Below are 24822 nucleotides of genomic sequence, written 5' to 3'. Positions count from 1 at the left end.
CCCGCGACCCTCACCGGTGGCGGCGGTCGCGGCACCGGTTTCCGGCTGACGTTCTCGCGGGGTCAGTTCTGGTGCGCCTGGTAATGGGCGACCGCGTCCGAGGTGCGCCCCGCGCCGTACACCCGGAGGAACTCTGCCAGCTCCGGGTGGGTGGGGGCGAGGGAGTCCGCGGCCTCGATGATGTCGCCGGCGGCGGAGACGGAGCGCAGCAGCGACTGGATCTCACGCACCACGCGCTTGACCGTGGGCGCACCCGAACCGGACGACGACTGCCCGGTGTTGGTCAGCACCGAGCCGCCCTGCGACTTCTTGATCTCGTCCATGCGCTCGGTGGCCTCGGCCGCGCTGACACTGCCGTCGGCGACCTGCCCCGACAGCTCCTGCAGCTGCTGCACGCGCTGCACCACCGCGGGGTTGCCGATCTTTGCGCGCTGGCCGCTCATCAGCTGGGACAGCATGGGCGCGGACAGGCCGAGCACTCCCGCCAGGCGCGCCTGGTTGAGGCCGAGGTCCTCTATCAGTCGGCGGAAGAGCGCCCCCAGCGGCTCCCCGTACCAGCTGCGCTGGAGCTCCCGGGCTCTTGCGGTCGCTTCCTGCTGTGCGGCGTCCATTGCGTCTCCCCATCGCTTCCCCAAGTACGGTGCTTCGCTGCCGCGAAGCACGTGGGGCATCTTACGGAGAGTGGTCGCCTGCCGGGACCCCCAATCCTTTTGCAGGATCCAGGGGGTGACCCGGTACTCTGGTCTGCGGTGCTCACCAGGAGTGTGGTTCTTCCGGTGGGACGCATCGTTTTCGGGGCCTTAGCTCAGTTGGTAGAGCGCTGTCTTTGCATGGCAGATGTCAGGGGTTCGACTCCCCTAGGCTCCACAGCATTGCGCCTCTCTGAACTGCAGGAATGCGGTTCAGAGGGGCGCTTTTTCGTTCTGGTTCCCCGGGTGCGGGCCGGGGTGTGCCCGGGTCCGGAAGGTGCGGCGGTAGGTGTCCGGCGGGACGCCGACGGTCCGGTGGAAGTGGCGGCGCAGGGTGGTGGCGGTGCCCATGCCGGTGGCCGCGGCGATGGTGTCGACGGTGTCGTCGGTGGCCTCCAGCAACTCCTGGGCATGGCGGATGCGTTGGATGTGGAGCCACTGCAGCGGGGTGGTGCCGGTCACCTGCCGGAAGTGGCGGCCCAGGTGGCGCGAGCTCATCCGGGCCCGGCGGGCCAGGTCCTCGACGGTGAGCGGCTCGTCGAGGTGGCCGAGGACCCAGGGGAAGAGGTCGGCCAGGGGATGGTTGCCCGGGGTGGGGACGGGGGTGGCGATGAACTGGGCCTGGCCGCCGTCCCGGTGGGGCGGTACGACGAGGCGGCGGGCGATCTTGTTGGCGTTCGCCGAGCCGTGGTCGAGGCGGACGAGGTGCAGGCACAGGTCCATGGCGGCGGCCTTGCCGGCCGAGGTGAGCACGCTGCCGTTGTCCACGTAGAGGACGTCGGGGTCCACCGTGACCTTCGGGTGGCGCCTGGCCAGTTCCCCGGTGTGCGCCCAGTGCGTGGTCGCGCGCCGGTGGTCGAGCAGGCCGGCGGCGGCCAGGACGAAGGCGCCCGTGCACAGCGAGACCACGCGCGCGCCCGCCTCGTGGGCCGCGCGCACCGCGTCGGTCAGTTCGGCCGGCGGGGCCTGGTCGGTGTCGGCCCAGCCGGGAACGATCACGGTGTCGGCGTCCGCGAGCCGGTCGAGGCCGTGGTCGGGTTCGAGCAGGAAGCGATCGACCCGCACGGGGTGCGGTCCGCACACGGAGAACTGGTACCAGGGGTCCACGAGGTGGGTCAGGTCGGTTCCGAAGACCTCGATCGCCAGGGACATCTCGAAGTGCAGCATGCCGTCGGTGACGGCCAGCGCGACAGAACTCATGTCCGGAATTGTATGGGCCGCGTCGTTCCGGACGCTCGCGCGAGGGTGCCGTTCCTCGCCAGGATGTCCGTGACGGAAGGCGCCGGGTCGGCATCGCATCGGCACGGGATCAGCGGCGCGTCCGTAGAGGGCCAGCGGTCGGCAGTGATCGGTGGCGGTCGTTCGAGTCGGGGGAGAGCTCATGGGATCGGTTCAGACGGTGGCGGTGTTCGGCGCGTACGGGCACACCGGGCGGTTCGTGGTGGCGGAGCTGGTGGAGCGCGGGTTCGTTCCGGTGCCGGCGGGTCGCGACGCCGACAAACTCAAGGCGCTGGCGCACGAGACCGGGCTGGAGGCCCGGGTGGCGTCGGTGGACGACGCGCTCTCGCTCGACCGCGCGCTGGCCGGTACGGCGGCCGTGATCAACTGCGCGGGCCCCTTCGCCTCGACCACCGCCCCGGTGATCGAGGCGGCTCTGCGGGCGGGGATCCCGTACCTGGACGTGGCGGCCGAGCTCGAGGCGAACCTCGACACGTTCGCGCACTTCGCCGACCTGGCGCGGGACGCGCGGGCGGTGATCGTTCCGGCGATGGCCTTCTTCGGCGGCCTGGGCGATCTGCTGGTGACCGCGGCGATGGGGGACTGGACCGGGGCGGACGAGGCGCACATCGCGTACGGGCTGAGCAGTTGGCACCCCACCGCCGGGACGCGTCTGTCGGGCTCGGTCTCCCGGGAGCGGCGGGGCGAGGGCCGTCTCCGCTATGCGGGCGGCGAGTGGGAGCACCGCACCGACGCCCCGCCCACCCTGGACTGGCCCTTCCCCGAGCCGATGGGGCCGCGTTCCGTGATCGGGGAGTTCACGATGGCGGACGTCGTGACCGTGCCCAGCCATCTGGCCGTCCCCGACGTGACGACGTACATGACGGTGGAGGCGGTCCGTGACATCGCGGACCCGGGGACCCCGGCGCCTGTCGCGGCCGATGAGCACGGGCGGTCCGACCAGGCCTTCGTCATCGACGCCGTGGTGCGCTCGGGCACGGCCGAACGGCGTGCCGTGGCGCGCGGCCGGGACATCTATGCCGTCACGGCGCCCCTCGTCGTGGAGGCGCTCGACCGCGTCCTCACGGGGCGCACCGAGGCGGTGGGCGTCGCTTCCGCGGGCGAGATGTTCGACGCGCCCGACTTCCTCCGCGCGCTGGCACCGCACATCACGCTGGACCCGCGTCCGTAGCCGGGGTCCAGGCGGCGACCAGGGCGAGGAGGCCGGGGAAGCGGGCGTCGAGGTCGTCGACGCGTACGTGGCTGCGGCGCTCCAGGCCGTACTGGCGCTGGCGCGTGACGCCCGCCTCGCGCAGCGCCTTGAAGTGGTGGGTCAGCGACGACTTGGGCCGGTCGAGGCCGAACCAGCCGCAGGTGTGGTCGAACTCCTGCGACTCCAGGAGGAGTTTGCGGACGATCGTCAGCCGCAGCGGGTCGCTGAGCACGCCGAGGACGGTCTCCAGGCGCAGGTCCTCCACGGCCGGCTCCGGCAGCGGTTCCGGCAGGTCGGCCGGTTCCGGCAGCACCTTGATGGCGGCGGTGGCCGCGGTCGCGGTCATGGGCGACTCCTCTCCAGTACGAGTCCGATCGTACTGCATGCTAAGTTCGACTCGACTCGTACTGCAGGATGTCGGACGTCGGGAGGAACAGTCATGTCCGGAACCCGGACCGCCGCGCAGGACACCATCCGCGGAGGGGAGGGAGCGGCAGGCTCGCCAGGAGCTGCCGAGGGCGCGCGGACCGCGCCGTTGTGGTGGGTGTGGCTGGCCGCGTGGCCGGTCACGGCGGTGTTCGTGCTGTCGAACGCGGCGACGCCGCTGTACGTGCTGTGGCAGCGGGACATCGGGTTCTCCAAGGGCACGCTGACCGTGGTGTTCGCCTTCTACATCGTCGGGTTGCTCGGGTCGCTGCTGGTGTCCGGCGTGGTCTCCGACCGCGTCGGGCGCAGGCCGGTGCTGCTGCCCGCGCTGGGGCTCGCGCTCGCCGCCTGCCTGATCTTCGCGACGGCCGGCAGCGTGGCCGCGTTGCTCGTGGCCCGCCTGTTCACCGGGGTCGCGGTCGGCGCGGTCGTCTCGGCCGGCATGGCGGCGGTGACCGATGTGGCGGGGCCGGAGCGCCGGCGGCTCGCCGCGCTGCTGGCCTCCTGCGCGATGGTGTTCGGCGCCGGGCTGGGCCCGCTGCTGGCCGGGGTGCTCTCCGAGACGGCGCCCGCGCCGACCGGCACCGTCTTCGTGGTCGAGGCCGTCCTTCTGGCCGGCGCCGTCGTCGCGGTGCTGCGCATGCCGCTCCCCCGGCCCGTCGCCCGTACGTCCGTCGCCCGCGGCTCCTGGCTGCGCGTGCCCGGCGTCCCGCGCGGCAGCGGACGCCGACTGGCCCTGGGCATCGCGGTGTTCGCGCCGGGCATCACCGCCACCTCGTTCGTGCTCTCGCTCGGCCCGTCGCTGCTGGCCGGGCTGCTCGGCACCACCAGCCGGATCGTCGCCGGCGGCATGGCGTTCGTGATGTTCCTCGCCGCGACGGGCGTGCAGTTCGCGGTACGGCGGCTGAGGCGGCGCACCGTTCTGACGGCCGGGGCGGCGAGCACCACGCTGGCCATGGCCGCGCTGATCGTCGCCGTGCACACCGCGTCGGTGCCGGTGCTGCTCGCCGCCGCGCTGCTGGCGGGTGCGGGGCAGGGCATGGGGCAGCTCGGCGGACTGTCGCTGCTGAACGCGGGTGTCCCGCCACGTCGTCTGGCGGAGGCGAACGCCGCGCTCAACGTGGGCGGCTACCTCCTGGCGGGCGTCCTGCCGGTCTCCGCGGGATACCTGAGTGACGCGGTGGGCCTGACCGGCGGTGCCACGGTCTTCGGCGCCGTCCTGATGGGGCTCGCGGTCGTCGGCGGCCTCGTGGTCCTCGCCACCCGCCGCGAGGTGACCGACCCGGCGGCCTGACCGCCGTGCCCCGGCGCACGAAGGCGGGCGCCCCTGTGCGGGGCGCCCGCCTTCGTCGCGTACGGCCGTGGCCGGTGACGCGTCAGTGCTTGTCCTTCGGGCCGGTCTCGGCCTCCGCCTCGGCCTGCTTGGCCTGGACCTCCGGGTCGAGGATGTCCTGACCGCTGCCGTCGACCGAGGTCAGCGGGGCGGTGTCGGGCACCTCGGTGGCGGCCGGCGGCTCGACGAGCCAGTCCGGGTTGGCCTGCTTGTCCCACCACTTCCAGGCGGCGAACGCCCCGCCGACCAGCACGCCGGTCACGACGAGGCCCTTGGCCAGCCGCCCGGCGCGGACACGGCGCTCCCGCTTGCGGGCGAGCTTCCTGATCTGCTCGGGAGAGATCTGCCCGCGCAGCGCGGCCAGCGCCGCGGTACTGCGGGCCGCCGCCTCGTCGCGCACCGGGCCGGCCGCGGCCACGGCGTGCTCGATACGAGGCTTCGAATAGTCGGCCGCCTGCCGGGCAGCCTTGCGGGTGCGGACCGCCGCTTCGTGCGCGGCATGGTCGACCTTCGGCGGTACGTGCGTGCGAGCCTGCTCCACACGCGGGGCCAGGTGGGCGTCGTACTGGACGCGCGCCTGCTGCGCGGCCTGCGAGACCTTGGGGCCGAGCACGACTCGGGCGTCGTGCGCGTACTGCGCGGCCTTGTCCTTGGCCGTCCCTGCGTAGGGCGCCACCACTTCCGCGGCGTGCAGCACGCTGTCCTTCGCCGAGCCGGTCGCGGCGCGCACGCTGTCGATGCGGGTCACGTGATCCTCCTCCTCGGTGGCGTACAGGTATTTCACCTTTCCACCCTTTTGCAGATCATGCCTGCTGGAGGCTTCATGCGGTGGTAAGGCTTGTTAAAGCCGTGTACCGATCAGTAAGGATCAGTACGAAACGGAAAGAACGGTAAGGACGGTAAGAGCGGTAATAGGGCTTGGCGACGACAATGCCACGGATCGTGGCCGGGCGCGCCCGGTCGGTATCGAGTAGACCGGTTTCGGTGGCTGAAACCCCCGTACGACCACGACATGTCCGCCGGGGGTCACGACGCCGGGCCCGTGCGAGGATCGGGAAGGCAGAGAAGACGACGGAAGGCGGATCGTGGCCGAGCAGCTGTATGCCACCCTCAGGACCAATCAGGGCGACATCGAGGTCAGGCTTCTGCCGAACCACGCGCCCAAGACGGTCAAGAACTTCGTGGAGCTCGCCAAGGGCGAGCGCGAGTGGACCAACCCCGAGACCGGCGAGAAGTCCACGGCCCCGCTCTACGACGGCACGGTCTTCCACCGTGTGATCAGCGGCTTCATGATTCAGGGCGGCGACCCGCTGGGCAACGGCACGGGCGGACCCGGCTACCAGTTCGAGGACGAGTTCCACCCCGACCTGGCCTTCACCAAGCCGTACCTGCTGGCCATGGCCAACGCGGGCCCGGGCACCAACGGCTCGCAGTTCTTCGTCACCGTCGCGCCGACCGCCTGGCTGACCCGTAAGCACAGCATCTTCGGCGAGGTCGTCGACGAGGCGAGCCAGAAGGTCGTGGACGCGATCGCGGGCGCGCAGACGAACCCGCGCACCGACCGCCCGGTCAACGACGTGGTCATCGAGTCCGTGGTCGTCGAGACCCGATAGGCACCCGCAGGCAGCCCGCGCGCGAATCCCGGTACGGGAACCAATGCGCCCCGCCCGTCCGTAAGGATGAGCGGGGCGGTGCGTTGCCACGCGGCGCTTCATCCACGCTCACGACAAGGGGACGACGGTCATGGAACAGGCGCCAGGCAACCCGCAGGGACCGCAGGACTCCCAGGGGCTGCCCGGCTGCTACCGGCATCCGGACCGGCAGACCGGCATCCGCTGCACCCGCTGCGAGCGGCCCATCTGCCCGGAGTGCATGGTCAGTGCGTCGGTCGGCTTCCAGTGCCCGGAGTGTGTGCGGGGCGGTTCCGGTACGGGGCACGCGCCCGCCGCCAATCAGCCGCGCACCGTCGCCGGGGGCACGATCGCGTCGGATCCTCGGCTGGTCACCAAGGTGCTGATCGGGATCAACGTGGCCGTGTTCATCGCCGCCCAGATCAGCGACACTCTGCTGGATCACCTGGTGCTGGTCGGGTCTTGGCCGCCGGGACCCTTCGCGCCGCAGGAGGGCGTGGCGGCCGGTGAGTGGTATCGCCTGGTGACCTCGATGTTCGCGCACTACGAGATCTGGCACATCGCCTTCAACATGCTCAGCCTGTGGTGGCTCGGCGGCCCTCTGGAAGCCGCGCTCGGCAGGTCCCGTTATCTGGCGCTCTACTTCGTCTCGGGACTGGCGGGCGGTGCCGTTGCGTACGTCTTCGCTGACCCGCATACCTCCACGCTGGGGGCCTCCGGCGCCATCTACGGCCTGTTCGGAGCGACAGCGGTGCTGATGCGCCGCCTCAACTACGACATGCGCCCGGTCATCGGGCTGCTCGTGATCAACCTGATCTTCACGTTCACCTGGGCGGGTATCTCCTGGCAGGCCCACATCGGCGGCCTCGTCGCCGGTGTGGTCGTCGGATACGCGATGGTGCATGCCCCGCGCGAGCGCCGTTCCCTGATCCAGTTCGGGACCTGTGGCCTGCTCCTCGCGGTCGTGATCGTGATGATCCTCGTCAGGACCGCCCAGCTCACCTGAGCCCAGTTATCCACCGATGTTGTCCACCGTTGTCCACAGTGTGTGCCGGATCTTGTGCAACCTGTGCGGAACGACCGCGCCCCTCGCCCCTGACCTGGGATTTCCCCAGAAGAGGCAAGGGGCGAACGTGTGCTCGACGGATGCCGCATTAGTCACACCGGCGTCAACAGTCCGAGGGTTATCCACAGATCGTAGAGTTATCCCCACTGTGGAAAACGGTTGTGGATAACTCAGTGGATAGCTTGGGGCAGAGCTGGAGCGAAGGCCTGGTCGTGCGCTACTTCCACTGTGTGGAGACACCGAATCCGGCGGCGATGAAGCCGAAGCCGACCACGATGTTCCAGTTGCCGAAGGACTCGATCGGCAGCTGGGTGTCCGACACGTAGAAGACGACGATCCACGCGAGTCCGATGAGGAACATCGCGAGCATCACCGGGGCCACCCAGCCGCGGTTGGTCAACTTGATGTTGGCTGCCTGCTTCGACGCCGGCGGCGGCGTGTAGTCGGCCTTCTTGCGGATACGTGACTTCGGCACGAGGGTCTCTCCTGTCGATGCGCTGCGTGGCCGCGCAGGGAACGTGGGCTGGGCTCCGGGCAGCGTACAAGCGGAACTTCAAAGGACTCTGAGCGCTCCCCCGGGCGTCCGTTAGCGTAGTGCTTCCGCGGCGTCGAAGGAGATAAGGGTACGTTGAGCAATTCTGCCGACCCTGACAAAAGCCGTACGGACAGCAGCGGCAACGGTCCCACCCGTGGTCGTTTCCGGCCCGTACGGGTGCTCACTGTGGGCGTTTTCGCCCTCGCCGGGCTCATCTTCTTCACCAGTTTCAATACGGCCAAGGGCACCAATATCCGTACGGATGCGTCCCTTCTGAAGCTCTCCGACCTGATTCAGGAGCGCAGCCGCAAGAACAAGGAACTGGAAGAGGGCAACAGCGGGACCCGCGGCGACGTCGAGCGCCTGGCCGAGCGCGACGACGGGTCGACCAAGGCCGAGGACGAGAAGCTGGACGGCCTGGAGAAGGCGTCCGGGACGAAGAAGCTGAAGGGCGAGGCGATCTCCGTCACGCTCGACGACGCCCCGCCCAACGCCACCGCCAAGCTCCCCGGCTACCCCGAGCCGCAGCCCAACGACCTGGTCATCCACCAGCAGGACCTGCAGGCCGTGGTGAACGCCCTGTGGCACGGCGGCGCCAAGGGCATCAAGGTCATGGACCAGCGGCTCATCTCCACGTCCGCCGTGCGCTGCGTCGGCAACACCCTGATCCTCCAGGGCCGCGTCTACTCGCCCCCGTACAAGATCACGGCGGTCGGCGACCCGGAGAAGCTGAAGAACGCCGTCGCGGCCTCGCCGGAGATCCAGAACTACATGCTCTACGTCAACGCGTACGGGCTCGGCTGGAAAGTCGAGGACGACGGGGCGGTGACTCTTCCCGGCTACTCGGGCACAGTGGATCTCCACTACGCGAAGCCCGTGGAGTAGAAGCCGTGGAGTAGCGCCGCGGAGCAACCACCAGCGGACACCGGGGGGTGTCGGTGCGAGTCGTCGTCCGGACGTTCAGCGAGCTGTGCATCACCGTGGGTGCCGTGATCGTGCTGTTCGTCGTGTACGTGCTGTTCTGGACCGGTGTGAAGGCCGACAGTGCGATGGACCATCAGATCGACGACCTCCAGGACCAGTGGGCGAAGAGACCCGTGGCCAGTGCGCAGCCGAGCCGGCCGGACGCGACGTCGCCGCCGCAGCCGACCGCGTACAGGAACGGCCGGCCGTTCGCCGTGATGTACGTCCCACGGCTCGGTTTCACGTGGAACAAGCCGGTCCTGGAGAACACGAACGTCGCGACCCTCAAGAAGGGCCTCGGGCACTACTCCGGCACCGCGCAGCTCGGGCAGAAGGGGAACTTCGCCGTGGCCGGGCATCGTCGTACGTACGGCGACCCGTTCAAGGACTTCCCGAAGCTGCGACCCGGCGACGACGTGGTGCTCACGGACGGGACGACCTGGTTCACGTACGTCATCGACACCAAGCCGTACAAGACGCTGCCGAGCGATGTCGCCGTCATCGATCCCGTGCCGCGCAAGTCCGGGTACAGGGAGCCGGGCCGCTATCTGACGCTCACGACGTGCGAGCCGGAGTGGGGCCACAGTCATCGGCTGATCGTGTGGGCGCACCTTGATTCCACCCAGCCTGTGGAGGCCGGGAAACCGAAAGCGTTGCGCCGTTAGTCTGGTGCCGTACGGCGGTGGTTTTTGAGGGACAAGGGACAGACGAAGGGGAGCGACCGGCATGTACGGCTGGATCTGGCGGCATCTGCCGGGCAACGTGTGGGTGAGGGCACTGATCTCGGTCGTGCTGGTCCTGGCGGTCGTCTACGTCCTCTTCCAGTACGTCTTCCCGTGGGCCGAGCCGCTGCTGCCCTTCAACGATGTGACGGTGGACGGCCAGTGAGTACCCGAGAGTCCCGTAAGACGCGCATTCTCGTCGTCGACAACTACGACAGCTTCGTCTTCAACCTCGTCCAGTACCTGTACCAGCTGGGTGCCGAGTGCGAGGTGCTGCGCAACGACGAGGTGACGACCTCTCACGCGCAGGACGGCTTCGACGGCGTGCTGCTCTCGCCCGGCCCCGGCGCTCCCGAACAGGCCGGTGTCTGCATCGAGATGGTGCGCCACTGCGCCGCGACCGGCGTCCCCGTCTTCGGTGTCTGTCTCGGCATGCAGTCGATGCAGGTGGCGTACGGGGGCGTGGTGGACCGGGCGCCGGAGCTGCTGCACGGCAAGACCTCGCTGGTCCGGCACGAGGGGAAGGGCGTCTTCGCGGGTCTGCCCGACCCGTTCACGGCGACCCGCTACCACTCGCTGGCCGCCGAGCCGGGCACCGTCCCCGCCGAGCTCGAGGTCACGGCCCGCACCGAGGACGGCATCGTCATGGGCCTGCGCCACCGCGAACTGCCCGTCGAGGGAGTCCAGTTCCACCCGGAGTCCGTCCTCACCGAGCACGGGCACCTGATGCTGGCGAACTGGCTCGCCGAATGCGGGGACGCGGGCGCGGTCGCCAGATCTGCCGGGCTCGCGCCGGTCGTGGGCAGGGCCTCGGCGTGACCGCGCTGCGCCCCGAGCGTGAGGGTGGAGGGGAGGCAGGGGAGTTGGAGGACGCCGTGCGGCGCCTCGACGACCCCCTCAGCGACCCGTTGCCGGGGCAGCACCCTTCGCCGTGGTTCAGGGCGGGGCAGGAAACGCCTCAGGCCGAGCCTCAGCGGCCCGAACCGGAGCCGGAGTGGTACGACCCCAACGGGTACGCGCAGGACTGGTACGGAGGCGCTCAGCAGCCTGCCCCCGCGGCCGCGCCCGAACCCGAGCCCATCGCCGTACAAGAGCCTGTACGGCAGCCGGTGCGGCAGCCTGTACGCCAGCCGGTGCGGGACGACGAGACCGTCGCGCTGCGGACCGCGGACACCCGGCGAATAGCCGGTGCGACGGCCGAGCCGGAGCCGGTCGTGACCGGTGGCCGGGCCGCGCGCCGGAAGGCCGCGAAGAAGGGCGGCGGCGGTCGGCACGCCGGCCCGCAGCAGGAGCCCGAGGCCGGGGCGGGCGCCGAGGACGACGGCAAGCCGCTGAGCCGGGTCGAGGCGCGGCGCGCGGCGAAGGCGGCCAAGCCCGGCGCCGGGGTGATCGCGAGCCGGGCGATCGGTGAAGTCTTCATCACCCTCGGGGTGTTGATGCTGCTGTTCGTCACCTACCAGCTGTGGTGGTCGAACATCCGGGCCCACAACCTGGCGGGGAACGCCCGCAGCCACCTCGAGGACGACTGGGCGAACGGCAAGCGCAAGCCGGGCACGTTCGAGCCGGGCCAGGGCTTCGCGATCATGTACATCCCCAAGCTGGACGTCGTGGTGCCGATCGCCGAGGGCATCAGCAAGACGAAGGTCCTCGACAAGGGCATGGTCGGGCACTACGGCGAGGACAGCATTCCGACCGCGATGCCGGACGCGAAGACCGGCAACTTCGCGGTCGCCGGGCACCGCAACACGCACGGCGAGCCGTTCCGCTACATCAACCGGCTCGAACCGGGCGATCCGATCGTGGTCGAGACGCAGGACAAGTACTACGTGTACAAGATGTCGAGCAGGCTCGCTCAGACGTCGCCGTCGAACACCGCGGTGATCAACCCGGTCCCGGCGGGGTCCGGATTCACCAAGCCGGGTCGTTACATCACCCTGACGACGTGCACGCCGGAATTCACCAGTACGTATCGAATGATCGTCTGGGGCAAGATGGTCGAGGAGCGCCCGCGCAGCAAGGGCAAGCCGGACGCGCTCGTCGAATAGCGGGCACCAGTACGGGCACCAGCACGGGCACAGGGACGGGGCAACCAGCAGTGGCAGCGACGACCACCGACCACGACGAGGACACGACCGAACCGAAGGCCCCCTCGCCCTCGCCGCGCCGCGGCCGGATCGCGACCGCCGTCAGCGTCTTCGGGGAACTCCTCATCACGGCGGGCCTGATCCTCGGCCTGTTCGTCGTCTACTCGCTGTGGTGGACGAACGTCGTCGCCGACCGCGCGGCCAACAAGCAGGGCGACAAGGTCCGTGACCACTGGGCGCAGGACACCGGCCCCGGCGCCCTGGACACCAAGGACGGCATCGGGTTCCTGCACGTACCGGCGATGAGCAAGGGCGAGGTGCTCGTCAAGAAGGGCACCTCGTCGAAGGTCCTCAACGACGGCGTCGCCGGCTACTACACGGACCCCGTGAAGGCGGCGCTGCCCACCGCCGACAAGGACGGCAACTTCTCGCTGGCCGCGCACCGGGACGGCCACGGCGCCAAGTTCCACAACATCGACAAGATCGACAAGGGTGACCCGATCGTCTTCGAGACGAAGGACGACTGGTACGTCTACAAGGTCTACGACATCCTCCCCGAGACCTCGAAGTACAACGTCGACGTCATCGACCAGGTCCCCAAGGAGTCGGGCGTGAAGGAGCCGGGGAAGTACATCACCCTGACGACCTGCACCCCCGTCTACACGTCGGAGTACCGGTACGTGGTCTGGGGCGAGCTGCAGCGTGTGCAGAAGGTCGACAGCGACCGGACGCCGCCGAAGGAACTGCGGTAGCCGTCACGGTCGTTACGGCCGTCACAGCGGTCATGGAGAAGGCCCCGCCCCTCTGCTTCCAGAGGGGCGGGGCCTTCTCCATGCGTGCTTCACGCGCGTGGCGGGCGGGTCAGCCGTTGCCGCCGATGAACCCGCCGTTGCCGCCGCCGTTGTTGCCGCCGCCCCCGCCGACCGTGGTCAGGGTGACCGTGGTCGTGGCCGGGTCGACCTGGCTGCCCGGAGCCGGATCGGCGTTGGCGACCAGGGCGTTCGGGTCCTGGTTGCTGCCGTCCGCGAACGTGATGTTCTTGAAGCCGGCGTCCTGCAGGATCTTCTGCGCGTCCTTCACCGTCTTGCCGCGGACCTCGGGCACCGCGGTCTGCGCGGGCGCCTTGGCGACCTTCAGCTGGACCGTGGAGCCGGGATCGGCCGAGGTGCCCGCGGTGAGGTTCTGGTAGAAGACCTTGCCGGGGTCGACCGAGGCGTTCTCCTCCTCGGTGCAGTTGCCCTGCAGATTGCTCTCCTGGAGCTTGGCCTTCGCCTGGTCACAGGTGAGGTTGGCGCCGGAGGAGACGTCGGGGACCTGGGACTGCTGCTTCTCCTTGGACACCGTGATGGTGACCGTGGAGCCGGACTGCTTCTCGACGCCCGGGTCCGGGTCCTGCTTGAGAACCTTCCCCGCGTCCTGCGAGGTCTCCTCGGTCTTGACCTTGACGACGAAGCCCTTGTCCTCAAGGGCGGCGCGGGCGTCGTCCTCGGACTTGTCGATGACGTTCGGGACCACGACCTTCGGCGCCCCTGTCGACATCCGAACGGTGATCGTCTCGTTCTTGGCGATCGTGCCGTCCTCGGGGTCCTGCTTGCAGACCGTGTTCTTGGGCTGGTCCTTGCACGCCATGTCGGCGCCCTTTTCGATCTTCAGGTCGACGTTCCCCGCCTTCTTCTCCGCGGCCTTGAACGTCTCACCCACCAGGTTCGGCACCGGGATCTTGTCGTCGCCGGTGCCGCCGCTCCCGCTGAACGCCCACTTGCCGATCAGGATCGCGCCGACGAGGACGAGGACGCCCGCGAGCACGAGCAGGATCGTCGAGGTGTTCTTCTTGCCCTGGCGGCGGCGGTCCGGGCGGTCGTCGTAGCCGTAGCCGCCGTCGTGCGGGTTGACCGGGGGCAGCATCGACGTCGGGGCCGCGCCGCCGTTCTGCGGGCGCAGCATCGCCGTCTGCTGGTCGGCTCCGTAGCCGTCGGTCCCGCCGTAGCCGACCGCGCCCATGGCCGCCGTCGCGGCGACGGGTTGGCCGTCGAGGCAGGCCTCGATGTCGGCGCGCATCTCGTCGGCCGACTGGTAGCGGTAGTCGGGGTCCTTGGTCAGCGCCTTGAGGACGATGGCGTCCATCTCGGGCGTGATCTCCTGGTCGAAGACCGACGGGGCCTGCGCCTCTTCGCGTACGTGCTGGTACGCGACCGCGACCGGGGAGTCCCCGACGAACGGCGGACGGACCGTCAGCAGCTCATAGAGGAGACAGCCGGTGGAGTAGAGGTCGGAACGGGCGTCGACCTGCTCGCCCTTGGCCTGCTCGGGCGAGAGGTACTGGGCCGTGCCGATGACCGCCGCGGTCTGCGTCATCGTCATGCCGGAGTCGCCCATGGCGCGGGCGATGCCGAAGTCCATGACCTTGACCTGACCGTTGCGGGTCAGCATGACGTTGGCCGGCTTGATGTCGCGGTGGACGATGCCCGCGCGGTGCGAGTACTCGAGCGCCTGGAGGATGCCGATGGTCATCTCCATGGCGCGCTCCGGCAGCAGCTTGCGGCCGCTGTGCAGGAGCTCGCGGAGCGTGGAACCGTCGACGTACTCCATCACGATGTACGGGATGGAGATGTTGTCGACGTAGTCCTCGCCGGTGTCGTACACCGCCACGATCGCGGGATGGTTGAGCGAGGCGGCCGACTGGGCCTCCCGGCGGAACCGGGCCTGGAACGACGGGTCGCGCGCGAGGTCAGCCCGCAGCGTCTTCACCGCCACGGTGCGGCCGAGCCGGGTGTCATGCGCGAGGTAGACCTCCGCCATGCCACCACGGCCGAGCACCTGGCCCAGCTCGTACCGGCCGCCGAGGCGACGCGGCTCTTCCATGGTTACCTACCAGCCCTCTCCGTCGGTCCCGACCGTCCCGTGCGGGGTCGGGCGGTGTGCTGTCCGGGCATACCGTACCCGGCTTGCCCGGCGTGACCTGGCCGCCACCGAGACCCGTGACAGGACCGGTATCGCCACGTGCGTCAATGTGAAGAACGGGTGACCGGGTTCACAGAACCCGGTGAACACCCGCCTCACTTGCTGTTGATGACCGCTTCCATCACGCTCTTCGCGATCGGGGCGGCCAGACCGCCACCGGAGATGTCGTCACGGTTGGCCGAGCCGTCCTCGACGACGACGGCCACGGCGACCGGCGCACCGGAGTCGGTTTTGGCGTACGAGACGAACCAGGCGTACGGCTTCTCGCTGTTGTCGACGCCGTGCTGGGCGGTACCCGTCTTGCCGCCGACGGTGACGCCGGGGATCTTGGCGTTGGAGCCCGTGCCGCCCGGGTCGTTGACGACGGTCTCCATCATCGACTGGAGCTTCGTCGCGTTCTCCTCGGAGAGCGGCTGGCTCATCTCCTTGGGCTCCGTCTTCTCGATGGTGTCGAGGTTCGGGGCCTTCAGCTGGTCGACCATGTACGGCTCCATCAGCTTGCCGTCGTTGGCGATCGCGGAGGCGACCATGGCCATCTGCAGCGGCGTGGAGGCGGTGTTGTACTGGCCGATGGAGGAGAGAGCGACCTGCGAGTCGTTCATGTCGTCGTCGAACATCGACGCGTTGGAACGGACCGGGACGAACTGCTGCTCGTTGAAGCCGAACTTCTCGGCCTCGTCGAGCATCGTCTTGTTGCCCATGTCCTGGCCGAGCTTGCCGAACACCGAGTTGCAGGAGACCTTCAGGGCCGCGCGCAGCGATACGTTCTCGCAGGCGATGCTGCCCTCGTTCTTCAGGGGCGTCGTGGTGCCCTTCATGATGAACGGCACCGGCGAATCGGTCTTCGCGTCGATGTCGGTGACCTTGCCGCTCTCCAGCGCGGCCGCGGCCGTCACCAGCTTGAACGTGGAGCCCGGCGGGTACGTCTCGCGCAGCGCGCGGTTCAGGAGCGGCTTGTCCTTGTCCTTGTCCAGCTTGCTGAACGTCTCGCCGTCGTCGGTGGAGTTCCCGGCGAACGACGACGGGTCGTACGACGGCGTGGACGCGAGCGCGAGGATCTTGCCGGTGGACGGCTCGATGGCGGCGACGGCACCCTTGCCGCGGTTCTTCAGACCGTCGTAGGCGGCCTTCTGCGCGGCGGCGTTGAGGGTGGTGACGACGTTGCCGCCCTCCTTCTTCTTGCCCGTGATCATGTCGAGCGTGTTCCGGAAGAAGAGCCGGTCGTCGTTGCCGGTGAGGATGCCGTCCTCGATGGACTCCAGCTGGGTGGCGCCGACGACCTGCGAGGCGTAACCGGTGACGGGCGACCACATGGGCCCGTCCTTCCAGGTCCGCTTGTACTTCAGGTCGGTGCCGCTGGTCGCCTTGGAGCCGGTGACCGACTTGCCGTCGACGATGATGTCGCCGCGCGGCGTCGAGTAGCGGGCGATCGCGACACGGCGGTTGTTGTCGTCGGAGGCGAGCTCGTCGGCCTTGACGTACTGGAGCCAGTTGTCGCGGATCAGCAGGGTCAGGACCAGCAGTCCACAGAAGATCGCGATCCGGCGCAGGGGCTTGTTCACGGTCGGACCACCTGGGTCATCTCGGCGTCGGGGCTGGGGGTCGGGCTGGGCGCGGGCCGGCGCGCGGTGTCGCTGATCCGGATCAGGATGCCGATCAGCGCCCAGTTGGCGATGACGGACGAACCGCCGTACGCGAGGAAGGGCATCGTCATACCGGTGAGCGGGATGAGCCCCATGACACCGCCGGCGACGACGAAGACCTGCAGCGCGAAGGCGCCGGACAGGCCGACGGCGAGCAGCTTGCCGAACGGGTCGCGGGCGGCGAGGGAAGTGCGCACGCCGCGCTCCACGATCAGCGCGTAGATCAGCAGCAGCGCCATCAGACCGGCGAGGCCCAGCTCCTCGCCGAACGTGGCGAGGATGAAGTCGGAGTTGGCGGCGAACCGGATCAGGTCCGAGTGCCCCTGGCCGAGGCCGGTGCCGAGCGTGCCGCCGGAGCCGAACGCCCACAGCGCCTGCATGGCCTGCTCGGAGTGGCCCCCGACGCCCTGCCGGCTGAGCAGGTACTCCTTCATCGGGTCGAGCCAGGCGTCCACACGCTGCTGGATGTGCGGCTCGAAGCTCGCCACACCCACGGCGCCGACCGCGGACATCATCAGACCGAAGACGATCCAGCTGGTCCGCTCGGTGGCGACGTACAGCATGATGACGAACATTCCGAAGAACAGCAGTGACGTACCGAGGTCGGTCTCGAAGACCAGGATGAGGATCGAGATCGCCCACACGACGAGGATCGGTCCGAGGTCGCGGCCGCGCGGCAGGTACAGGCCCATGAAGCGGCGCGAGGCCAGCGCCAGCGCGTCCCGCTTCACCATCAGATAGCCGGCGAAGAAGATCGCGAGGACGATCTTCGCGAACTCACCGGGCTGGATGGAGAAGGACCCGATGTGGATCCAGATCTTGGCGCCGTAGATGTTCACACCGAGGCCCGGGACCAGCGGCAGCAGCAGCAGGACGAGCGCGCCGAGCATCGAGATGTAGGTGTAGCGCTGAAGGACGCGGTGGTCCTTGAGGAAGATCAGGACGGCGATGAACAGTGCGATGCCGATCGCCGTGTACATCAGCTGCTTGGGTGCGGCGCTGCCCGCCTGGCCGATCGACTGCAGCAGCTCCGACTGGTCGAGCCGCCAGATGACCACCAGGCCCAGGCCGTTGAGGAGCGTGGCCAGCGGCAGCAGCAGCGGGTCCGCGTACGCCGCGAATTTCCGTACGACGATGTGGGCGACACCGGCGAGCAGGCCGAGGCCGAGCCCGTAACCGAGCAGGCCGGCCGGCAGCGAGCCGTCGAGCGCGAGGCCCACATTGGCGTACGCGAAGACCGGGATGACCACCGCGAACACCAGCAGGGCCAGCTCGGTGTTACGCCGGCTGGGTGCTCCGATCGCTCCAATGGTCGACGTATGGGTCGTGGAAGAACTACTACTGAGAGAACTGCTCATGGCGTGCTGAGGCCCCCAACGGCTTCTACTGCTGCGCGCACGCCTTGGCCAGCTGCTGCTCTTCGTCGGAGAGAGTGGGGCCAGGGGTGGGCTTGGGAGAGGTCTTGGACTTGCCGGACGGCGACTTCGACGCGTCCGGGGAGGGTGTGGCGGTCTCCGCGCGGTACGACGCCTTGGACGCCGTGCCTCCGGTGGTGGTTCCGCCCGCTTCGCCCTCGCCGGTCTTCGCGTTCTTGTCGTTCTCGGCCTTCTGCTGCTCGGCCTGCTTCTTGCACGCGCCTGCCTGAGCGGACAGTTCGTCGATCTTGTCCTGGGCTGCTGCCAGGTCGCCCTCGGCGATGGTCTCCTCGACCTGCTTCTTCTGATAGGGCGGCAGGTACTTGAGCTCGATGTCCGGGTGGTCCGTCTCCACCTTCGACAGATTCACCCAGGCAAGGTCCTGGTTGATGCCGCGGTAGAGGGCCACGTGGTCCTCGTTCGAACCGACGAAGTACTGCGTCTGGGTCCAGCGGTAGCCGCCGTACAGGCCGCCGCCGATGACCCCGAGGGCCAGCACGATGTACAGCGATCTCTTGATCCACCGGCGGCCGCGGCGCGGCTTGACGAAGTCCTCGTCCGCGTACGCGTCGAAGCCCCCCTCGGGTGCGTAGCCGTTGGTGTCGCCGCTGCCGGGCGGGCCGAACTCGCCGCCGCCCTGGTTCGGCACCGGCCGGCCGGTCCCCCGCCCGAGCGCGGCCGCGCGGCCCGCCGGGGTCTCCATGGCGTTGCCGTCGTGCAGCTGGTGCTGCTGGTTCTCGGCGACCGCGCCGACGATGACGGGCGCGTCGGAGATCTGGCCCGCCAGCGTGTCACCGCCGTCGATGTCGAGGACGTCCGCGACGATCACGGTGATGTTGTCGGGGCCGCCGCCGCGCAGCGCCAGCTGGATCAGGTCCTGGACCGTCTCCTGCGGGCCCTGGTAGCTGGCGAGGGTCTCCTCCATCGTCTGGTGGGAGACGACGCCGGACAGGCCGTCGGAGCAGATCAAGTACCGGTCGCCCGCGCGCACTTCACGGATCGACAGATCCGGCTCGACGTGGTCGCCGCTGCCCAGCGCGCGCATGAGGAGGGACCTCTGCGGGTGCGTGGTGGCCTCTTCCTCGGTGATGCGTCCCTCGTCGACGAGCCGCTGCACCCAGGTGTGGTCCTGCGTGATCTGCGTCAGCACACCGTCGCGCAGCAGGTACGCGCGCGAGTCGCCGACGTGTACGAGACCGAGCCGCTGGCCCGTCCACAGCAGGGCGGTGAGGGTCGTCCCCATGCCCTCGAGCTGCGGGTCCTCCTCGACCATCATGCGGAGCTGGTCGTTGGCCCGCTGCACCGCGGTGCCCAGCGAGGTGAGGATGTCGGATCCCGGTACGTCGTCGTCGAGCGCGACGATGGTCGAGATCACCTCGGAGGAGGCGACCTCACCGGCGGCCTGGCCGCCCATCCCGTCGGCGATCGCGAGCAGCCGCGGACCGGCGTAACCGGAGTCCTCGTTGCCCTCGCGGATCATGCCTTTGTGGGATCCGGCGGCGAAGCGCAGTGACAGACTCATGCGCACCTGCCCCGTTGATTCCGACTCCGGGTACATCCGCACGGTGCCCACCCTCCGGTCGGGAGCGCGCACTGGTCCTGGGTGACCGCGCCGGCTCGCTCGCTCCGCTCGCGCCTATTCATGATGTAGCACTACTTCCGCAACTCGATGACGGTCTTGCCGATGCGGATCGGCGCACCCAGCGGGATCGGCGTGGGGGTCGTGAGGCGGTTCCGTTCGAGGTACGTGCCGTTCGTCGACCCGAGGTCCTCGACGATCCACTGGCCGTCCCGGTCCGGGTAGATCCGGGCGTGCCGACTGGACGCGTAGTCGTCGTCGAGCACGATCGTGCTGTCGTGCGCGCGGCCGAGCGTGATGGTCTGCCCCTGCAGGGCGACCGTGGTCCCCGTGAGGGTGCCCTCGGAGACGACCAGCTTGGTGGGGGCGCCGCGGCGCTGCCGCCCGCCGCCCTGCTGCTGCTGGCGCTGCGGAGGGGGCGCGGCGGCCTGCCGGGCGGCCTGCTGCGGCCGCCCGCTCTCCCTGCGGGAGCCGCGTGCGGTGACGCGTGTTCCGAACAGATCACTACGGATGACCTGTACGGCCACGATCACGAACAGCCACAGAACGGCCAGGAAACCCAACCGCATGACCGTCAGGGTCAGCTCTGACATTGCCCCCGCTTCACCCTTCGGCTTGCCGGTAAACGATGGTGGTTTGGCCCACGACGATCCGCGAGCCGTCGCGGAGCGTAGCGCGCGTGGTGTGCTGGCCGTCCACCACGATCCCGTTGGTGGACCCGAGGTCCTGGATCGTGGACGGGGTACCGGTGCGAATCTCACAGTGCCGGCGCGAGACGCCGGGGTCGTCGATCCGCACGTCGGCCTCGGTGGAGCGGCCGAGCACGAGGGTGGGGCGGGAGATCTGGTGGCGGGTGCCGTTGATCTCGATCCAGTGCCGTACGCGAGCGCCGGGCATCGGGCCCGCGTTCGCGGCGGGACGCTGGGCCGCAGGTGCCTGCGCGGGCCGCCCGGGGGGCGGCGCGGACGGCATCGGCGGAGCGGCGGGCTGCTGATAGCCGTAGCCGCCGGGTGCCTGATTCGGGCGGGCGGCCTGGGGCCGTTCGGGGCGCTCGGGCTGCTGGCTGGTGGAGGAGGCCAGGGTGCGGCTGCGCACCCGGTAGAGACCCGTGTCCAGGTCCTCCGCCTTCTCCAGGTGCACCTTGATGGGGCCCATGAAGGTGTACCGCTGCTGCTTGGCGTAGTCGCGCACCATCCCGGACAGCTCGTCGCCGAGCTGGCCCGAGTAGGGACTCAGGCGCTCGTAGTCCGGCGCGCTGAGCTCCACGATGAAGTCGTTGGGGACGACGGTCCGCTCTCGGTTCCAGATCGTCGCGTTGTTGTCGCACTCGCGCTGGAGCGCGCCCGCGATCTCGACGGGCTGCACCTCGGACTTGAAGACCTTGGCGAAGGTGCCGTTGACCAGACCTTCGAGACGCTGCTCGAACTTCTTCAGGACTCCCATGGGGCACCTCCTCCTTCGTTGCTGTCCCGCTTGCCGTGCCTGTCGCGCTCTCGTGCTTCCTCGTACTGCTTACTGATCGTATCCACGCGTCGGGAAATCGGCTGGTTCCCCCTGTCCGCCCGGTCGATGAGTGTCGACGCTCACAGACTGCCCGAGGCTCCACCGCGGATCCTCTTGAGAGCGATCGTAGAGGTGGCCTCCGGACAGTGTCCCGTACGCGGCTGTGGAGCGGTCCGGCTCCGACAAGGCCGCAACAGGACTGTGGCCGGGGCGCTACGTCGTGATGGCGCCCTGCCTGCGGGATGGCGGCGTCGCGGGTGGTGGAGCGTGCTGGGTGTCCGTCAGGTGCCCGCGGAATCGGATGTGAATCCACCCTCTGCAGCGTGCTAATCTTCTGGATGTCGGAAGGCGCCCGGCCCGAAAGGGCGAAGGAGCCGGAGGACACACCCAATGCGCGGGTGGCGGAATAGGCAGACGCGCTGGATTCAGGTTCCAGTGCCCGAAAGGGCGTGGGGGTTCAACTCCCCCCTCGCGCACAGCGAAAAGCCCCGCAGATCTTCGGATCTGCGGGGCTTTTGCGTTGCCCAGGCGGACCCGTCCTGCGGCGCGTACGTGCGGCATGTATGTGAAGGGCGCCACAGGTCGATGACCTGTGGCGCCCTTCGCATCTGCGGCTGTGGGTTATGTCACCTTCAGGCGGCGACGCGGGCGGCCACGGCCTTGCCCTTCTCCTGCGCGTCCTGGAGCGCCTTCTCGCGGGAGGCCTCGAAGAGCGGGACGAGCTCGGACATGGCCGGGTTCGTGGGGGCCATGGTCAGCTCCGGGACGATGAAGTCGAGGTCGAGCTGGAGGGTGTCGCGCAGGGTGGCGGCCAGGAAGTTCTGGACGTACTCCATGCCCTCGCGCGGGGTGCCCGGCGCGTAGGAGCCGCCGCGGCTGGCGACGACGGTGACCGGGGTGCCCTGGGCGGCCGGGGCCTCCACGCCGGCGGTGCGGCCGAACAGGATCACGTTGTCCAGCCACGCCTTCAGCGTCGACGGGATCGAGTAGTTGTACATCGGGGCGCCGATCAGGATCGCGTCCGCGTTCTCCAGCTCCTCGATCAGGCGCACGCGCTCGGCGAAGGCGGCGGCCTGCTCGGGCGTGTGGTCGTCGGGCGCGGTGAAGCCGGCGAGGTGGGTGTCGGCGGTGATGTGGGGCACCGGGTTCGCGGCCAGGTCGCGGTAGACGACCGTGCCCTCCGGGTGCTGCTCCAGCCAGGCCTTGCGGAACGCGTCCGTGACGGGGCGCGAGGAGGAGGCGGGACCGGCGAAGACCGAGGAGTCGATGTGCAGCAGCGTGGCCATGGGGTGTCTCCCGGGGAGGGTGAGGTGATGAAACTGAGTATGTGACTAGTAATAGCACAGGGACTTACTTTTTTTCATCCCCGTACGAGAACGCAGTACTCTGGAGCCATGGCGGGCAGCGGGCAGGACAGGAAGCGGGCGGACGCGGGAGGAGGCGCGGGGGCGGCGGGCGCCTCGGGCGCCGACGTGGTGCACACCCCTGCGGCGTGCTCGACGGTCGACATCGGCATGACCCGGGTCTTCGGGCTGCTCGGCAAGCGCTGGACGGGGCTGATCGTGGCTGCCCTGATGCAGGGGCCGGTGCACTTCTCCGACCTGCGGCGGGCCATCCCCGGCATCAGCGAACGCATGCTCTCCGACCGGCTCACGGAGCTGAGCACCGGGGGACTCGTCGTGCGTCAGGTCGACGAAGGGCCGCCGCTGCGCGTCTCCTACCGGCTCACCGCGGCCGGTTCCGCGCTCAGGCCGTCGCTGGACGAGCTCGGAAGCTGGGCCGCGAAGTATCTGGGGGCCGAGGGCGGGACGTGTCCCGAGGAGTTCCGGAAGTAGGGACGTCCCGGGAGCAGCCTCCGGAAGCAGCGAAGCTCCGCGAGCGGGGAACTGTCCGGAGCAGGGGCGTAAGGCCTGGCGGACGGCGGAGTTGTGCACAGGCTGTGGGTTTTCCACAGGGCCCGACGGAGTCTTCCGCACGGCGGTACGGTCGTGACCGATCAACGAGCAGCGTGCGGTGCACGGCGTGTGGTGTGCGGTGCGTCGTGCGCGGTGCGTACGTGGTTCACGTGGTCCCGCACGGCGGGGCGGGGGAGGCGATCGGCATGGGCGGAATCGGCGACGTGGTGGCTCTGCCGCGACAGGGCGCGGGGGCTGAGCAGGAGTGGCGGTTGCCGGAGGTTCCGGGGTTCGCGGCGTCTTCCGGATCCTCGGCGGCTGCGGCACAGGGGCGTTCGTCCGGCTCTCCGAAGGCGGCCGGCAAGGCTCTGCGCGACGAGGTGCCGCGGTCCGCGCACGCCGGGTTCGCTCCGGGCGCGCAGCGGCCCGACGCCCCGACCGCCGTCGAGGAGTCCAATCGCGGCAGGATCGACGAGCTGACACCGATACGCGTCGGACGGATGGCCGCGACCCCCTTCGCCTTCCTGCGCGGATCCGCAGGGCTGATGGCGCACGACCTGGCGCACACCCCGCTGACCGGCATCGGCGCCCAGATCTGCGGTGACGCGCACGCCGCCAACTTCGGCCTGTACGGCGATGCCCGCGGCGGCCTGGTCATCGACCTGAACGACTTCGACGAGACCGTGCACGGCCCCTGGGAATGGGACGTGAAGCGGCTCGCCACCTCGCTCGTGCTCGCCGGCCGGGAGGCCGGTGCCGACGGGGACACCTGCCGGCAGGCCGCGCACGACGCGGTCGGGGCCTACCGGCGGACCATGCGGCTGCTCGCCAAACTGCCGGCCCTCGACGCGTGGAACGCCATCGCCGACGAGGAACTCGTCTCGCACACGGACGCCCACGATCTGCTCGGGACCCTGGAGCGGGTCGCGGAGAAGGCGCGGCACAACACCAGCGGACGGTTCGCCGCCAAGTCCACGGTGGAGGTGGCGGGCGGCGGGCGTCGGTTCGTGGCCGCGCCCCCGGTACTGCGGGAGGTACCCGACGCGGAGGCGGCCGCCGTCGCCGGATCGCTGGGACCGTACCTGGAGACCTTGTCCGAGGACCGGCTGCCGCTGCTCGGGCGGTACGCGATCCACGACGTGGCGTTCCGCGTCGTCGGCACGGGCAGTGTGGGGACCAGGTCGTACGTGGTGCTGCTCCTCGACCACCGCGGTGAGCCGCTGGTGCTGCAGGTGAAGGAGGCACGGCCCTCGGCGCTGCTGCCGCATCTGGCGACGGTCGGGTTCGCGGCGCCCGCCGTCGAGCACGAGGGGCGGCGCGTGGTGCTCGGCCAGAAGCGGATGCAGGTGGTGAGCGACATCCTGCTGGGGTGGACCTCGGTGGGTGAGCTGCCTTTCCAGGTAAGGCAGTTCAGGAACCGCAAGGGCAGCGTCGACCCTGCGGCGCTCGCCGCCGACCAGATGGACGACTACGCCCGGATGACCGGCGCCCTGCTCGCCCGCGCCCATGCGCACAGCGCGGACCCGCGGCTGATCGCCGGGTACTGCGGCAAGAACGAGGAGCTGGACGAGGCGATCGCGTCGTTCGCGGTCACGTACGCGGACCGGACCGAGGCCGACCACGGGGAGCTGGTGCGGGCTGTACGGGAGGGAAGGGTGGCGGCGGAGATGGGGGTCTGAGGCAGGTTCGGGGTGCCGGTGGCGTCGGCCAGAGCGTGTTCGAGAGCGGCGACGCCCTCGTCGATGTCCTCGTCACTGCGCTCGACGAGCCCGTCCGTGTAGAGGACCGCCGTCGAGCCGGGGCCGGGCCGTTTCCGGGTGGGGCCGTGCTCGTCGGTCGGCGTCCGGCCGGTGCTCTCGGGCCGTGCCCTACGCTGGACGGGTGACGACCCCGGAGACCGACGACGTGGCAGAGCAGCCGGAGGAGCAGCCTCGGGAGCGGCTCAA

The 24822-nt window shown here is 69.6% G+C and carries 24 protein-coding genes and 2 tRNA genes; 14 read left to right on the top strand and 12 right to left on the bottom strand.

Annotated elements, in window-relative coordinates; genetic code table 11:
• Positions 1-62: 62 nt before the first annotated feature.
• Entirely contained in the window at positions 63-611 is a 549-nt protein-coding gene (locus tag B072_RS0108200) for a helix-turn-helix domain-containing protein (RefSeq protein ID WP_018529462.1), read from the bottom strand.
• A 183-nt stretch (positions 612-794) separates the two neighbouring features.
• Here B072_RS0108200 and B072_RS0108195 point away from each other — a divergent pair.
• Positions 795-867 (top strand) — tRNA-Ala (locus B072_RS0108195).
• A gap of 35 nt (positions 868-902) precedes the next feature.
• Here the strand turns inward: B072_RS0108195 and B072_RS42805 are convergent.
• Entirely contained in the window at positions 903-1889 is a 987-nt protein-coding gene (locus B072_RS42805) for a helix-turn-helix domain-containing protein (protein ID WP_018529461.1), read from the bottom strand.
• Positions 1890-2070: 181 nt separating this feature from the next.
• Between B072_RS42805 and B072_RS0108185 the strand changes: the two genes are divergently transcribed.
• On the top strand, positions 2071-3099 hold the full coding sequence (locus B072_RS0108185; protein WP_018529460.1) for a saccharopine dehydrogenase family protein: 1029 nt from the start codon (positions 2071-2073) through the stop codon (positions 3097-3099).
• Here B072_RS0108185 and B072_RS0108180 read toward each other — a convergent pair.
• The gene (locus B072_RS0108180) at positions 3077-3466 is read right to left on the bottom strand and encodes an ArsR/SmtB family transcription factor (RefSeq protein ID WP_018529459.1); all 390 of its coding nucleotides are present in this window, start codon (positions 3464-3466) and stop codon (positions 3077-3079) included. The two genes, B072_RS0108185 and B072_RS0108180, sit on opposite strands and share 23 nt — an antisense overlap.
• Before the next feature lie 93 nt (positions 3467-3559).
• Between B072_RS0108180 and B072_RS0108175 the strand changes: the two genes are divergently transcribed.
• Positions 3560-4840, top strand: coding sequence for an MFS transporter (locus B072_RS0108175; protein WP_078506341.1), 1281 nt, complete (start codon positions 3560-3562; stop codon positions 4838-4840).
• A gap of 82 nt (positions 4841-4922) precedes the next feature.
• On the opposite strand, the gene B072_RS0108170 is transcribed toward B072_RS0108175, so the two are convergent.
• Entirely contained in the window at positions 4923-5627 is a 705-nt protein-coding gene (locus tag B072_RS0108170) for a DUF5324 family protein (RefSeq protein ID WP_026245573.1), read from the bottom strand.
• A 337-nt stretch (positions 5628-5964) separates the two neighbouring features.
• Here B072_RS0108170 and B072_RS0108165 point away from each other — a divergent pair, with 337 nt between their 5' ends.
• Together B072_RS0108165 and B072_RS0108160 are read left to right on the top strand one after the other, a co-directional pair.
• Positions 5965-6492: a peptidylprolyl isomerase gene (locus B072_RS0108165; RefSeq protein WP_018529456.1), complete on the top strand. Its 528-nt coding sequence runs from the start codon at positions 5965-5967 to the stop codon at positions 6490-6492.
• Positions 6493-6622: 130 nt separating this feature from the next.
• Positions 6623-7516: a rhomboid family intramembrane serine protease gene (locus B072_RS0108160; protein ID WP_018529455.1), complete on the top strand. Its 894-nt coding sequence runs from the start codon at positions 6623-6625 to the stop codon at positions 7514-7516.
• Between the two features lie 277 nt (positions 7517-7793).
• Here B072_RS0108160 and crgA read toward each other — a convergent pair whose 3' ends face one another.
• The gene (gene crgA / locus B072_RS0108155) at positions 7794-8051 is read right to left on the bottom strand and encodes a cell division protein CrgA (RefSeq protein WP_018529454.1); all 258 of its coding nucleotides are present in this window, start codon (positions 8049-8051) and stop codon (positions 7794-7796) included.
• A gap of 153 nt (positions 8052-8204) precedes the next feature.
• On the opposite strand from crgA, the gene B072_RS0108150 reads away from it, so the two are divergent.
• The 6 genes from B072_RS0108150 to B072_RS0108125 all read left to right on the top strand — a co-directional run bounded on the left by B072_RS0108150 (position 8205) and on the right by B072_RS0108125 (position 12632).
• Positions 8205-8996 carry a DUF881 domain-containing protein gene (locus B072_RS0108150; protein WP_026245572.1) on the top strand — a complete coding sequence of 264 codons (792 nt, stop codon included), beginning with the start codon at positions 8205-8207 and terminating at the stop codon, positions 8994-8996.
• A 53-nt stretch (positions 8997-9049) separates the two neighbouring features.
• Positions 9050-9739 carry a class E sortase gene (locus B072_RS0108145; protein WP_026245571.1) on the top strand — a complete coding sequence of 230 codons (690 nt, stop codon included), beginning with the start codon at positions 9050-9052 and terminating at the stop codon, positions 9737-9739.
• Positions 9740-9800: 61 nt separating this feature from the next.
• Positions 9801-9962 (top strand): hypothetical protein, encoded by a 162-nt coding sequence (locus B072_RS48630; protein ID WP_018529451.1) that lies wholly within the window; start codon positions 9801-9803, stop codon positions 9960-9962.
• Positions 9959-10615: an aminodeoxychorismate/anthranilate synthase component II gene (locus B072_RS0108135; RefSeq protein WP_018529450.1), complete on the top strand. Its 657-nt coding sequence runs from the start codon at positions 9959-9961 to the stop codon at positions 10613-10615. The genes B072_RS48630 and B072_RS0108135 overlap by 4 nt, the downstream gene beginning before the upstream one ends.
• A complete protein-coding gene (locus B072_RS0108130; RefSeq protein ID WP_026245570.1) occupies positions 10612-11841 on the top strand; it encodes a class E sortase in 1230 nt (409 codons plus the stop codon). Before B072_RS0108135 ends, B072_RS0108130 begins: the two co-directional genes overlap by 4 nt.
• 50 nt (positions 11842-11891) lie before the next feature.
• Positions 11892-12632 (top strand): class E sortase, encoded by a 741-nt coding sequence (locus tag B072_RS0108125; protein WP_018529448.1) that lies wholly within the window; start codon positions 11892-11894, stop codon positions 12630-12632.
• Positions 12633-12741: 109 nt separating this feature from the next.
• Here B072_RS0108125 and pknB read toward each other — a convergent pair whose 3' ends face one another.
• The 6 genes from pknB to B072_RS0108095 form a co-directional block, all read right to left on the bottom strand.
• On the bottom strand, positions 12742-14742 hold the full coding sequence (pknB, locus tag B072_RS0108120) for a Stk1 family PASTA domain-containing Ser/Thr kinase (RefSeq protein ID WP_018529447.1): 2001 nt from the start codon (positions 14740-14742) through the stop codon (positions 12742-12744).
• A 194-nt stretch (positions 14743-14936) separates the two neighbouring features.
• A complete protein-coding gene (locus B072_RS0108115; RefSeq protein ID WP_018529446.1) occupies positions 14937-16403 on the bottom strand; it encodes a peptidoglycan D,D-transpeptidase FtsI family protein in 1467 nt (488 codons plus the stop codon).
• Positions 16400-17842 carry an FtsW/RodA/SpoVE family cell cycle protein gene (locus tag B072_RS0108110; RefSeq protein ID WP_026245569.1) on the bottom strand — a complete coding sequence of 481 codons (1443 nt, stop codon included), beginning with the start codon at positions 17840-17842 and terminating at the stop codon, positions 16400-16402. The genes B072_RS0108115 and B072_RS0108110 overlap by 4 nt, the downstream gene beginning before the upstream one ends.
• A gap of 25 nt (positions 17843-17867) precedes the next feature.
• A complete protein-coding gene (locus B072_RS0108105; RefSeq protein ID WP_234018816.1) occupies positions 17868-19421 on the bottom strand; it encodes a Stp1/IreP family PP2C-type Ser/Thr phosphatase in 1554 nt (517 codons plus the stop codon).
• A 131-nt stretch (positions 19422-19552) separates the two neighbouring features.
• Positions 19553-20071 (bottom strand): FHA domain-containing protein FhaB/FipA, encoded by a 519-nt coding sequence (locus tag B072_RS0108100; RefSeq protein WP_018529443.1) that lies wholly within the window; start codon positions 20069-20071, stop codon positions 19553-19555.
• Between the two features lie 10 nt (positions 20072-20081).
• A complete protein-coding gene (locus tag B072_RS0108095) occupies positions 20082-20921 on the bottom strand; it encodes an FhaA domain-containing protein (RefSeq protein WP_018529442.1) in 840 nt (279 codons plus the stop codon).
• Between the two features lie 452 nt (positions 20922-21373).
• On the opposite strand from B072_RS0108095, the gene B072_RS0108090 reads away from it, so the two are divergent.
• Positions 21374-21457, top strand: a tRNA-Leu gene (locus tag B072_RS0108090).
• A gap of 156 nt (positions 21458-21613) precedes the next feature.
• On the opposite strand, the gene B072_RS0108085 is transcribed toward B072_RS0108090, so the two are convergent.
• Positions 21614-22267 carry an FMN-dependent NADH-azoreductase gene (locus tag B072_RS0108085; protein ID WP_018529441.1) on the bottom strand — a complete coding sequence of 218 codons (654 nt, stop codon included), beginning with the start codon at positions 22265-22267 and terminating at the stop codon, positions 21614-21616.
• A gap of 228 nt (positions 22268-22495) precedes the next feature.
• Between B072_RS0108085 and B072_RS0108080 the strand changes: the two genes are divergently transcribed.
• Both B072_RS0108080 and B072_RS0108075 read left to right on the top strand, forming a co-directional pair.
• Positions 22496-22816 carry a winged helix-turn-helix transcriptional regulator gene (locus tag B072_RS0108080; RefSeq protein WP_234018820.1) on the top strand — a complete coding sequence of 107 codons (321 nt, stop codon included), beginning with the start codon at positions 22496-22498 and terminating at the stop codon, positions 22814-22816.
• Between the two features lie 266 nt (positions 22817-23082).
• A complete protein-coding gene (locus B072_RS0108075; RefSeq protein ID WP_106432836.1) occupies positions 23083-24555 on the top strand; it encodes a DUF2252 domain-containing protein in 1473 nt (490 codons plus the stop codon).
• Positions 24556-24822 lie beyond the last annotated feature (267 nt).

It is taken from the genome of Streptomyces sp. HmicA12, from assembly GCF_000373565.1.
Taxonomy (GTDB): Bacteria; Actinomycetota; Actinomycetes; order Streptomycetales; family Streptomycetaceae; genus Streptomyces.
This window is presented reverse-complemented; position numbering and strand designations above follow the sequence as displayed.

What these genes read in the sequence shown, in the direction of transcription:
- B072_RS0108080 (WP_234018820.1), top strand. Translation starts at nt 22,496, where the DNA reads ATGACCCGGGTCTTCGGGCTGCTCGGCAAGCGCTGGACGGGGCTGATC.
- B072_RS0108185 (WP_018529460.1), top strand. Translation starts at nt 2,071, where the DNA reads ATGGGATCGGTTCAGACGGTGGCGGTGTTCGGCGCGTACGGGCACACC.
- B072_RS0108095 (WP_018529442.1), bottom strand. Translation starts at nt 20,921, where the DNA reads ATGGGAGTCCTGAAGAAGTTCGAGCAGCGTCTCGAAGGTCTGGTCAAC.
- B072_RS42805 (WP_018529461.1), bottom strand. Translation starts at nt 1,889, where the DNA reads ATGAGTTCTGTCGCGCTGGCCGTCACCGACGGCATGCTGCACTTCGAG.
- pknB (WP_018529447.1), bottom strand. Translation starts at nt 14,742, where the DNA reads ATGGAAGAGCCGCGTCGCCTCGGCGGCCGGTACGAGCTGGGCCAGGTG.
- B072_RS0108175 (WP_078506341.1), top strand. Translation starts at nt 3,560, where the DNA reads ATGTCCGGAACCCGGACCGCCGCGCAGGACACCATCCGCGGAGGGGAG.
- B072_RS0108105 (WP_234018816.1), bottom strand. Translation starts at nt 19,421, where the DNA reads ATGAGTCTGTCACTGCGCTTCGCCGCCGGATCCCACAAAGGCATGATC.
- B072_RS0108160 (WP_018529455.1), top strand. Translation starts at nt 6,623, where the DNA reads ATGGAACAGGCGCCAGGCAACCCGCAGGGACCGCAGGACTCCCAGGGG.
- B072_RS0108100 (WP_018529443.1), bottom strand. Translation starts at nt 20,071, where the DNA reads ATGTCAGAGCTGACCCTGACGGTCATGCGGTTGGGTTTCCTGGCCGTT.
- B072_RS0108180 (WP_018529459.1), bottom strand. Translation starts at nt 3,466, where the DNA reads ATGACCGCGACCGCGGCCACCGCCGCCATCAAGGTGCTGCCGGAACCG.
- B072_RS0108075 (WP_106432836.1), top strand. Translation starts at nt 23,083, where the DNA reads ATGGGCGGAATCGGCGACGTGGTGGCTCTGCCGCGACAGGGCGCGGGG.
- B072_RS48630 (WP_018529451.1), top strand. Translation starts at nt 9,801, where the DNA reads ATGTACGGCTGGATCTGGCGGCATCTGCCGGGCAACGTGTGGGTGAGG.
- B072_RS0108200 (WP_018529462.1), bottom strand. Translation starts at nt 611, where the DNA reads ATGGACGCCGCACAGCAGGAAGCGACCGCAAGAGCCCGGGAGCTCCAG.
- B072_RS0108085 (WP_018529441.1), bottom strand. Translation starts at nt 22,267, where the DNA reads ATGGCCACGCTGCTGCACATCGACTCCTCGGTCTTCGCCGGTCCCGCC.
- B072_RS0108110 (WP_026245569.1), bottom strand. Translation starts at nt 17,842, where the DNA reads ATGAGCAGTTCTCTCAGTAGTAGTTCTTCCACGACCCATACGTCGACC.